The sequence below is a fragment of the Cytobacillus sp. EB106-05-05-XG126 genome, from assembly GCF_058791715.1.
In genome coordinates, this window is sequence record NZ_JBYTDU010000026.1 from 19,365 (window position 1) to 29,857 (window position 10,493).

Annotated in this window: 8 protein-coding genes; 3 read left to right on the forward strand and 5 right to left on the reverse strand. The window is 42.4% G+C overall.

The genetic code is table 11. The annotated features are described in order from the left end of the window. The 3 genes from AC3WTL_RS24620 to AC3WTL_RS24630 form a co-directional block, all read right to left on the reverse strand. Window positions 1-615, reverse strand: coding sequence for a protein kinase family protein (locus tag AC3WTL_RS24620; RefSeq protein ID WP_492370198.1), 615 nt, complete (start codon window positions 613-615; stop codon window positions 1-3). Between the two features lie 275 nt (window positions 616-890). Further along, window positions 891-3,266: a M14 family zinc carboxypeptidase gene (locus AC3WTL_RS24625; protein WP_252219632.1), complete on the reverse strand. Its 2,376-nt coding sequence runs from the start codon at window positions 3,264-3,266 to the stop codon at window positions 891-893. A gap of 144 nt (window positions 3,267-3,410) precedes the next feature. Next, window positions 3,411-5,228, reverse strand: a complete 1,818-nt coding sequence (locus tag AC3WTL_RS24630) for a Xaa-Pro dipeptidyl-peptidase (protein WP_248349464.1) — start codon at window positions 5,226-5,228, stop codon at window positions 3,411-3,413. A 328-nt stretch (window positions 5,229-5,556) separates the two neighbouring features. Here AC3WTL_RS24630 and AC3WTL_RS24635 point away from each other — a divergent pair, with 328 nt between their 5' ends. The 3 genes from AC3WTL_RS24635 (at window position 5,557) to AC3WTL_RS24645 (ending at window position 8,387) form a co-directional block, all read left to right on the forward strand. Further along, window positions 5,557-6,915 carry a M20/M25/M40 family metallo-hydrolase gene (locus AC3WTL_RS24635; RefSeq protein WP_222499187.1) on the forward strand — a complete coding sequence of 453 codons (1,359 nt, stop codon included), beginning with the start codon at window positions 5,557-5,559 and terminating at the stop codon, window positions 6,913-6,915. Window positions 6,916-7,163: 248 nt separating this feature from the next. Then, entirely contained in the window at window positions 7,164-7,313 is a 150-nt protein-coding gene (locus AC3WTL_RS24640; protein ID WP_197205270.1) for a hypothetical protein, read from the forward strand. 81 nt (window positions 7,314-7,394) lie between these two features. Then, window positions 7,395-8,387, forward strand: coding sequence for a potassium channel family protein (locus AC3WTL_RS24645; RefSeq protein ID WP_222499185.1), 993 nt, complete (start codon window positions 7,395-7,397; stop codon window positions 8,385-8,387). Here AC3WTL_RS24645 and AC3WTL_RS24650 read toward each other — a convergent pair. Continuing rightward, entirely contained in the window at window positions 8,384-8,791 is a 408-nt protein-coding gene (locus AC3WTL_RS24650) for a YugN-like family protein (RefSeq protein WP_061793366.1), read from the reverse strand. The genes AC3WTL_RS24645 and AC3WTL_RS24650 overlap by 4 nt on opposite strands. Before the next feature lie 135 nt (window positions 8,792-8,926). Next, complete coding sequence (locus AC3WTL_RS24655; protein ID WP_252219639.1) at window positions 8,927-10,276, reverse strand: glucose-6-phosphate isomerase; 1,350 nt, start codon at window positions 10,274-10,276, stop codon at window positions 8,927-8,929. Window positions 10,277-10,493 lie beyond the last annotated feature (217 nt).

Below are 10,493 nucleotides of genomic sequence, written 5' to 3' on the forward strand. Positions count from 1 at the left end.
TTATGAACCCAAACGAACAATTCGCTTTTTATAAAGAGCCGCAATTGTATTCATAATTAATACAGGGATCTTCTTTGGAAAATATCTTCTTCTGTAAAATTTATAGAATGCATGCTTCAAGTCATCCCACTGTGTACAATTCTTTGTTTGCTTAAATCGGGCCACATCAATGATTTTAATACGCCCATCCTCTGTAAGAATAATATTGCGCAGGTGAATATCCGAGGGATTTAGCCCGCTTTCCCTCGCCAGTTTTAAGGCTTCATCAATTTGTCCTATTGTCTTCTCGTTTATCGGTACCCCCTGCGCAAGACAATCAAACAGAGTCAGCCCCTGTACATAATCAATGACAATATAGTTATCTCCAGAGCCATATAAAGAAGGGTAGTATGGATGGTCAGGCAATGCCCTGTAAATCTCCGCTTCCTCCCTGGCAATTCTTTTAAATTCCGGAAAAAAGACTTTTAATACAAGATTGGTTTCTTTAATCCTAAAAGCAAAGGCACTTCTCCCTGCCCCTATAAATTCCAGTCTGTCGTCCTTTTCAAGAAGTCTGGTCCAATTAAGGCTTCTGGAAAATTTCACACTGTCTGCAAGCTGATGATACAGTTTCATTATTAAACCTCCCTGTCCAGACTCTCCTAAAAAAATAAAAGGCACTGAGCCATTTATTGGTCTCAGCGCCTTAAAAACAAATGAGACCTTACCAAATAAATGGTAAAGGTCTCGCAAACAACATCTGTTGCCAGTAAAGCCGGAGATTTAAAATCCCGTATTGACGACTCTACTTGAAAGCTACTCCCCTTTAGGAAGAATCCGAACTATTTTGTTAGCTTAATTATATGTTTTATGCATATATTAGTCAAATGATTCGGCCGCGGAAAAACGAATTACTCCTCAAAAATAGAGTTTGAAAGCAATCGGAAGAGATAATCCGTGTGATCCCGGAAGCCCGCTTCAAGGCCGATTAGTGTAACATCCTTATCCTGCTCTTTTACCATGATAGCCTGGCCCTGTGCTGCACTGTGATTTTTCCAGTGTCCGGCAACAAAGAAATTTTCTTCATCAGCAATGGCTGCCAGCACTTCATCATTTTCTGTGCCGGTATACCAGACTGGACGGTAAACAAATCCAAGGTCATCCCCAGTGTAGCCTGCTGATGCGCCAATGCCTTTATAATCTACCTTAATGATTCCATTGCTGTTGGATCCCCCAGTATTAATAACATCGTCAGTCAGGCCAAGAGTCTTTGTGGCACGGGAAGCACCGGCGCCTACAGCAATATATTTTCCGCCTTCAGAAACGAACCTTTCTACATATGCTTTAAATGCAGCCAGCTCTTCCTGATTTTTAAGGCCAAATTCTTTATTGGCATTGCTTAAATTTAAAGAAATTAAATTTTCCGTTCCGCTGTAAACAAATACATCTTGTGAGGCAAGACCGTTATTCGCTACTTCTGATGGAGTTAATTCCGTGACACTAAAGCCTAATCTTTCAAGTGCCAGTTTTGTTCCTGAATGAGATTGTGCCTTGTTCATGCCCCCATCTTTTAAGATGGCTACGCTTATTTCGCTAATTGCCTTAGCTTCAGCAGGAACCTTCCCGGAAGTAATCTTAAGGCCAGAATCCTTAACAGCTGCTGAAATGGCATTTGCTGTTTCCTCAGCGTAGAAGTTACCTTCACTGTCTCGTTTAACCATTACCCCTTGCTTAAGAAGCGTGTTCACGAGCTGAACTGCTTTCACTGAGCTGTTTGGAATTATATAAGGCCCTTTTCCGCTGATTGAGCCCTGTTCTATTACATTATTTACTTTCGAAGCCGCTGCCTTTACATCACTTTGTACTGCGATCGCTTCAAAGCCCCATAGCTCCGGAAGACTCCAGGCAGAAATATCATACATGGCAGGTGTATCATCAGTTATGTCCTCTCCATCCCAAAGCATGGTGTTTGCCAGTCCAGCCTTTGCCTGATCCATCGGTACAATATAAGTGCCTTTCGGATAGGTCCTTCCATCAGATGTAAAGGCTTGTGAAGCCTGTTCAACCTCGATATCATTCTTAATTAAATGATTCACAGCCTTATTTGTTACTGTTGGATCATTCTCATTCACAGGCAGGATATACGCTTTTGGGAAATATCCCTCTTCATGGAATGGGTGATCAAAGTTAATACCGCGCTTGAACATTTCAATTTGATCGGTAATCATTTCGTCCTTATTTTCTGTTGCATATTTTAATGCTCCCATAATGGCATTGTACATCCAGCGTACGCCATCTTCATCATTTGTCGGAGCTTCAAGCGTATGGCCGTAAGCACCATGGTACATGGCGTACATCGGTGTGAAAATCGGCGGGTAATCATCCCAGCCTGCTGAATCATCCCGCTGAGGAATATAGGTGCCTTCCATTTCCTGATAAAGAGCGCCTGTGTAAAGAGCCTTGTCCCCCATAATTTCAGCTTCCATTGCTTCTGCCTGATGGTTAGCCCATTTTTGATATAAATCATATTCATAGTTAGGATTATGCGGAGGTGTACAAGGTTCAATCAAACCCTGTTTGTTTGGTGCATAATTTTTCACATACCCATGGGTATCCAGGAACACCATCGGATTCCACTCTTTAATAAGAGACACGGTTTCTTGAGTTTCAGGCTGTGACTGCGTGATAAAATCACGGTTCAAATCAATTCCTTCACCATTAAAACGGGTCGCATCCACACGGCCATCCGGGTTCTGCACCACGTTAAAAATTAGGATATTATTGTTCAGGATCTCCTTTGTTTCCTCGTCATTCTGTGTGGCAAAACGTTCAATCAGCTGCATGACTGCATCGCTTCCCACAAACTCTGTGCCATGGATCGATCCATTGATCATGATTGGAACTTTAAAGTCCTGATTTTTTGCAATCCAATCCTGGGCTTTTTCAGGATTTTTGAACATTTGCTTTCTTAAAGCCTGAAATTTGCCGAACTTGCCGTGTGCACCAGGATCTGCAATGGTGACAACATAGAGTGGATTTCCATCAGCGGAAGTTCCTTTTACCTCCACCTTCACTCTATTAGACTGTTTTTCAATTTCTGCAAGTTTTGTCCCAATTACTGAGAATTTCATAAAGTCGTAGTTTTCGCTATTGAATAAACTTCCGTCCTTTTCCTCTGACACATTAACATTGACCCACTTCGGACTAACTGCATGAGCGGAACTTAATGGAACAGATGCCAAAATACTTGCTGCCAGAACTCCTGAAAAAACTTTCTTTTTATTCATTATGTACCTCCAGATGCATTCTTTGTATATTTATAAGATAAAACTCATTTTAATTCATTTAGTTCAATTGTGGCAATGCTACTATTTTCCTAAAACAGTCTATTAAAATAGAAAAGAGGGACCAAGAAATGATCCCTCTATTTTCTACTTAAATGCTTTAACTCCACCCTGCACAGGAAGCATTATATGGCTTCTTTCCGGATCGATGGTTATTTTCGCGCCTGCCTTTGGCCTGATTGTATAGTTATAATCGCTTGATAAAACAACTACTCCCAGACGATCACCTTTTTTAAACACATAATCATCCGGCTGCATATCCCATGTAAATGTATATTCACGGTTCGGTGCAAGCCCGGTGGATCTATCTTCGCTGTGAAGGTTTTGAGGATCCATCCACCCTCTTGTAACAATTTCCGGCTTTCCTTCCCCATATTTAACAAGGAGGGCTGTTAGGTTGGCTGTTTTACGGTCTATGCTTGCACGAATTTGAACCTCTGGCGTTCCGCTCATGCGAATATCGTTTTCTAAAGGCGGAGTCAAATAGACAAGCCTATTAGCCAAAGCAGAATCCGGATTCAAAGCCAGCTCTTCAGCCTTAATTGCTGCATCGTCCACAAAATGCTGGTTTTTCTTGTTCTTATTTGGTACAGGCTGCGATTCTAAGCTGCCGCCTCCATCGGAAGCCGGTTTAAAATGCAATTTTGCGCCTGAGATTCCTTTAGCCGGCCAGCTTCCCTCTGTATGCCATGTCTTATCCTCTCTTTGAATGTCAACCATCGGTACATCCATGACATCATTTTTAATGTCATACAGCCAGTAATCAAACCATTTATTTAAAGTCGGAAGCCATACATCACGTCTAAAGCTGTAGGGGCTGGAATGGCCGCCCTGATGAAGCCACATTTTCCTTGGAACATCATTCTCGCCAAGTGCCTGCCACCAATCTGAAAAATGCTTTGTTTTAACATTCCAGTCATTTAATCCATGGACAATAAAGACACTTGCTTTTACTTGATCTGCATCCTTTGTATAATCTCTTTTACTCCAGAATTCATTATAATCACCTGTTACCCTGTCCTGGCCTTCCGTTAATTCTTTTATGACATTGCTGCATTTTTCAGGGCTTTTCCTGGTTAAAATCGCTTCCGCCATATTATCCGCATCTTCACCCTGATACCCGCCTGGCGCAATCACAGCACCGTTTGAACGATAATAGTCATACCAGCTGCTGATTGCAGCAATGGGCACAATTGTTTTAAGGCCTTCCACTCCAGTGGCAGCCACAGCATTTGGCAGTGTTCCGTTATAGGAAACTCCTGTCATCCCAACGTTTCCTGTTGACCAATCAGCTTTTATTTCCTGTCCCTCTGCATTGAAAGCTTTTGTTCTTCCATTCAGCCAATCAATTACAGCCCGTGTTCCAAGGATTTCATGTTCATCCCCGGTTGTAGGGCAGCCGTCAGAAAGGCCTGTCCCTACACTTTCCGCAAGAACAACCGCATAGCCTCTGGGCACAAAATAATCATCATAATACCCCGGGAGATTTGCCTGCGGTTTTCCCTTTTCCCCCTTTTCTTTCCCTTTTCCAGGCACAGTGTTAAGTTCTGTATCCACATCATAAACCGGGACACCTTTAATTCCGGAACGGTAAGGGCTCATTTCATAAATAACTGGAACCTTTAACCCTTCCTCTGTTTCTTTTGGCCTAATAATATCTGCACGTACCCGATCCAGCTTTCCATCCCGATCACTGTCTGTTGCTGTTTCAACAAAAACCCTTTCGACAATGGCATCGTCCAGGGAAAAAACGGGCTGAGTCATGCCATTTTCGACTTTAATCTGTGTTTCAGCTGTGGCAATGCTGCTGTGGCTGTCTTTACCAATTGAAGGCAAAGCCCCGCCTGCAATCAGCGGGAAAGCGATAGCTGACGTAATGAACACTTTTAAAGCAGCATTTTTCATAAGAAATCCTCCCTTATATAAAACTTTATAATTTTCAGAATAGATTAAAATCACTTAAGTATCGATAGTCGAAAGACCTGTATTTTCCAAAAAAAAGTGATAACAAGCCACCGGGTCCCTCCAAAAGTCATGACTAAAAAAGTATGAATCTTAGATATAGTACTTTACAGCTGCCATTTCCCCAAATTCAAAAAGTTAATATCTTCCTTTTCTCCCATAATTAATAAATCTGCTGGGATAATCGATTCGTTTTACCCTTTGATAAAAGGAAGCAGAGCTATGTAAGCGAATACATATAGCTGGACTACTAGTCGAGGGGGAATAAAAGATGAAAGTTGGAAAGAAAGCATCTTCTGTCATGCTTGCAGCGGTTCTGACAGCTTCAAGCTTGTATGGGGTGCCTGTTCAATTTGTGCAGAGTGCTGAGGCAGAACAAAGCCAGGCAGAAAATCCAGGCTCAAAGTCGTTTGATCAGAAGGTAATCGCAAGGGTAGATGCAGCTCGCATGATGGAGGATGTCAGGTATTTATCAGAAACCATCGGGCCGCGGGTTGCAGGAACGGAAGCGGAAAAGGAAGCAGCAAATTTCATTCGCAAACGCCTTGAGTCATATGGCTACACAGTCGAAACACAAGAGTTCAGCATTCCTGATAAAATGGCTGGAGGTTTGCACACCAGTGATCTGAAGGAGGTTCTTGTAACCATTCCTTCCGGGTCAGGATCGACGGCTGAAGAAGGAATTACATCTGAATTATATGATGCCGGATTAGGCAGGGCAGCTGATTTCTCAGAGGAAGCATCAGGAAAAATAGCACTCATTTCACGCGGAGATATCCCTTTCTCTGAAAAAGTTTTAAATGCAGTAAATGCCGGTGCTGCAGGAGTCCTCATTTACAATAATGTGGATCAGCCAGCCCCTATGAATCCCTCAATCGGAGGTCCCTATACTATTCCTGTGGGAAGCATAACGAAAGCAAGCGGAGAAGCACTCCTTCAAGATATTGCGGCACAAAACAAAACGGTAACGCTGACTGTAAAGAGATTTCAAAACATAAAATCGCAAAACATTATTGCCATCAAGAACCCTAAGCCTAATAAAGGCGGGGAAACTGATATTGTCCACATTTCTGCGCATTTTGATAGTGTCCCATTTGCTCCAGGGGCAAGCGATAACGCATCAGGTACTGCTGTTGCCCTAGAGCTGGCGAGAGTTCTGAAAAGTTATCCTGCTGACAAAGAATTGCGTTTCGCATTTGTAGGCGCAGAAGAAATTGGGCTTCTTGGTTCTAAGCATTATGTCAGCCAGCTGAGCGGCAATGAGGTAGAGCGGAGCATCGCAAACTTCAATATGGATATGGTAGGTACAGCATGGGAAAATGCAACTGCGATTTACATGAATACCCTTGATGGCAAGGCAAATATTGCAACAGAAACTGCTCTTGCTACTGCAGAGCGCATTGGCACACCATCTGAATTAGTACTTTATCAGCGCGGTGCATCCGACCATGTTTCTTTTCATGATGCAGGCATCCCGGCTGTTAACTTTATCAGACGAGAGCCTGTCACAGCCAATCTTGAGCCGTATTATCATACACCGCTGGATTCCATCGAGCACATTAGTGCCGAGCGGATGAAAGAAGCCGGAGATCTGATAGGGGCCTCGGTTTACAACTTGATCCGAAAATAGAACTGTCTCTAAGAATCCTCGGGTATACCACGAGGATTTTTTGTTTTTTACTTGCCTGCTATTCATTAAAGCCAATGTGTTTACATGCAAAATAAGAGGGTAAACTATATCCGTTCTAAATTTCTTGTTTAATAATTGACGTTTTTACCGTTTAAATTGTAAAGAATCCGGGTAACATAATTGTAACATTACAAATAAATTAACTAACTGCCTGTTAGTCCTTTATACCCCTAAAGGAGGGAGTCATCATGGATGTTGAACACGAGGCTGTCATACTAAAGAGAGAACTCTCCCTTCTCATGGATGAATATGAAAGGTGCGAGATTGACAACGTAAAAAATGAAATATCAAAGGATATTCAACTGCTGAGCCGTGCAATAGACGATATACTTAACTAAGTATATACCTGGCATGGCTTTTTTTATATTTTAATTTCCCGTTTTTTTTAACACCATGGTTTATATTAGGAGTGATGTTTTATGCCTCAGCACATTTACTACAGTTTCATCCGTCTGCCTTTAGTAATCAGGATTCTGTTGATTGCCCTGTTGGTGATCTTTCTTTTTGGCGGATTAATACATATTATAGAACCCTCCTCCTTTCCGACCTTTTTTGATGGAATCTGGTGGGCTGTGGTTACAGCTTCCACCGTGGGATTTGGAGATTTATATCCGACAAGCACAGCCGGGCGCATTATAGGAATTGCGCTTATTTTAACAGGAGCGGGCTTTCTGTCTACATATTTTATTTCACTCGCAACAGCCGCAGTGACCCGGCAGAATGACTTTCTGGAAGGAAAAGTTGAATATCGGGGCAAAAATCATATTGTTGTGATCGGGTGGAATGAACGGGCACGGGAGATCGTTAATACACTCGGGGGCGATGGGATGAACCATTCTATTGCTTTAATCGATGAAACATTAAAATCAAATCCTGTCCCCCATAATAATGTACATTTTATTCAGGGACGCGCCAACAGAGATGATGTCCTCATGAAGGCAAATATATTTGACGCGCAAAAAGTCATCATTACAGCAGATCAGAATAAGGATGAATTGCATGCTGATATGAATTCAATCTTAACCTTATTGGCAATCAAAGGGTTGAATCGGGATGTTCAATGCATCGTGGAAATATTAACTTCTGAACAGGCAGCAAATGCCAAAAGAGCGGGGGCTGATGAAATTGTCCAGACGAATGTGCTCACAAGCTTCGTTATGATCAACAGCATATCTTCCCAGGAGCTCGTTACTTCTTTTCTTGATTTGCTGGGACAGCTTGATAAACGAAAATTAACGTTTCAGCCTGCATCGGAAGAAATAGAAAATAAAACCTTTGCTGAACTTAGTGCAGAGCTCATGAATGAAGGCATCCTCCTTTTAGGTGTTAAAAGAGGGGAGGAAACTCTAGTTAATCCTCCCCAGCCATTTAAAGTTCTTCAGCAGGATCAGCTGATTGTTATACTCGGTTAATCTCTTATTAATATGGACTCAAGCTCTTCGACAAGCGCTTTGCCGAGATCAATGAATTCCTTCGGAAAACTGGCGTCCTTATCCACCGGCTCCGAGAATTGATCAAAGGAAGCGCTGAAATTTCCTGTATAAGCGTGGTCATCAAGACCGCGCTGGTACTTATGGGAAAGCAGAAACGGCCTGCCTATCTCCACCGTACAGCTTGGATCATCAAGCTGCCCATCAATTGCCTTAAATGGGACCCTTAAAAACTGGTACCCCACCTCATCATCAATTTTATAGTCAAAAGAACCGTGATCATAATCCCAGTTCCCGCCAATTGAATAGCCAATCGGCTTCAAAGCCTGCTCCAGCTTATATAAATCAAAATGCTTTCCTTCCACTTTTGAAGGTATCTCAATCACTGAATCCATCCCCTTTTTCGCTTTTTGCTTAGTTTCTCCAAAGCGGGGGATATCATGAATGCGATGTCAGGAATTAGATGGAACTTTGTTTTCTGCAATAAAAAACGCCTGCCCGCAGGCAGACGCTTCTCACCTTTACTTCAATCTCTTTTCAAGTTCAGCTTTTTTCTCTTCAAATCCTGGTTTTCCTAAAAGGGCAAACATGTTCACTTTATATGCTTCAACACCAGGCTGGTCAAATGGATTCACTCCCAGAAGATAGCCGCTCATTGCACAGGCTTTTTCAAAGAAGTAGACCAGATAGCCAAATGTATAGGCATCCATTTTTGGAATGGAAACGATCAGGTTTGGCACACCGCCATCTGTGTGTGCAAGCATGGTTCCTTCAAAAGCTTTGTTATTCACAAAATCAACAGTCTCACCCGCAAGATAGTTCAAACCATCCAGATCATTTTTGGCCTCTTCAATGGTAAGTTCATGGCGTGATTCTTCCACCTTGATAACCGTTTCAAAAAGGTCGCGGCGGCCTTCCTGCACATACTGGCCTAATGAATGAAGATCAGTGGAGAAGTTTGCTGATGAAGGAAAAATTCCTTTCTGGTCTTTTCCTTCACTTTCACCGAACAGCTGCTTCCACCACTCTGCAAAATATTGAAGACCTGGTTCATAGTTGATCAGCATTTCAATCGTTTTGCCTTTGTTATAAAGAACATTGCGGACAGCAGCATACTGATAGGCTGCGTTCTCCTGAAGCTCTGATTTACTGAAGTCTTCGCGCGCCTGTGCAGCACCGCTCATCATATCTTCAATGTTTGCACCGCTGACAGCTATCGGCAAAAGACCTACTGCTGTAAGAACAGAATAGCGGCCGCCTACATCATCAGGAATAATAAATGACTCGTAGCCTTCTTCTGTCGCAAGAGTTTTTAAAGCACCTCTCGCTTTGTCGGTCGTAGCATAAATTCGTTTACGCGCTTCTTCCACACCATATTTTTCCTCGAGCATTTTGCGGAAAATACGGAAAGCCAATGCCGGCTCAGTTGTTGTGCCTGATTTGGAGATCACATTAATGGACCAATCTTTTCCTTCAAGCAGATCCATTAAATCCTTCATGTAAGATGAACTGATATTGTTGCCGGCAAACAGTACCTGCGGAGTACCGCGCTTTTCTTTTGGAAGTGCATTATAAAAGCTGTGCTGAAGCATTTCTATAGCCGCACGCGCTCCAAGATAGGATCCTCCAATTCCAATGACAATAAGAACATCGGAATCATTCTTAATTTTCTCAGCCGCTTTTTGAATGCGGGAGAACTCTTCTTTATCGTAGTTTGAAGGCAGATCGATCCAGCCTAAATAGTCGCTGCCAGCTCCAGTTTGTTCATGAAGGGAGTGGTGAGCAACCTTCACTGCATCCTGCAAATATGTAATTTCATGTTCGCCAAAAAAAGGAAGTGCTTTTGAGTAATCAAAACGAACGTGTGTCATGAATGTCCTCCAATTTTTCTCAATTTTCAACAGCTGTTATTATTTGCTGTCATCTCTATTCCACTTTAACGAAAGCACCAAAGTTAATCAAGAATCATCCCATATTGTAAGCGTGTCCAATTTTGACATATTTTTTACACATAAAGTGAAACTTCAATCAGTGGGGGTTTTCCTTATCCCCCACTGATTGTTAGTCGCGTTCTAGTGTCGCTAAGAT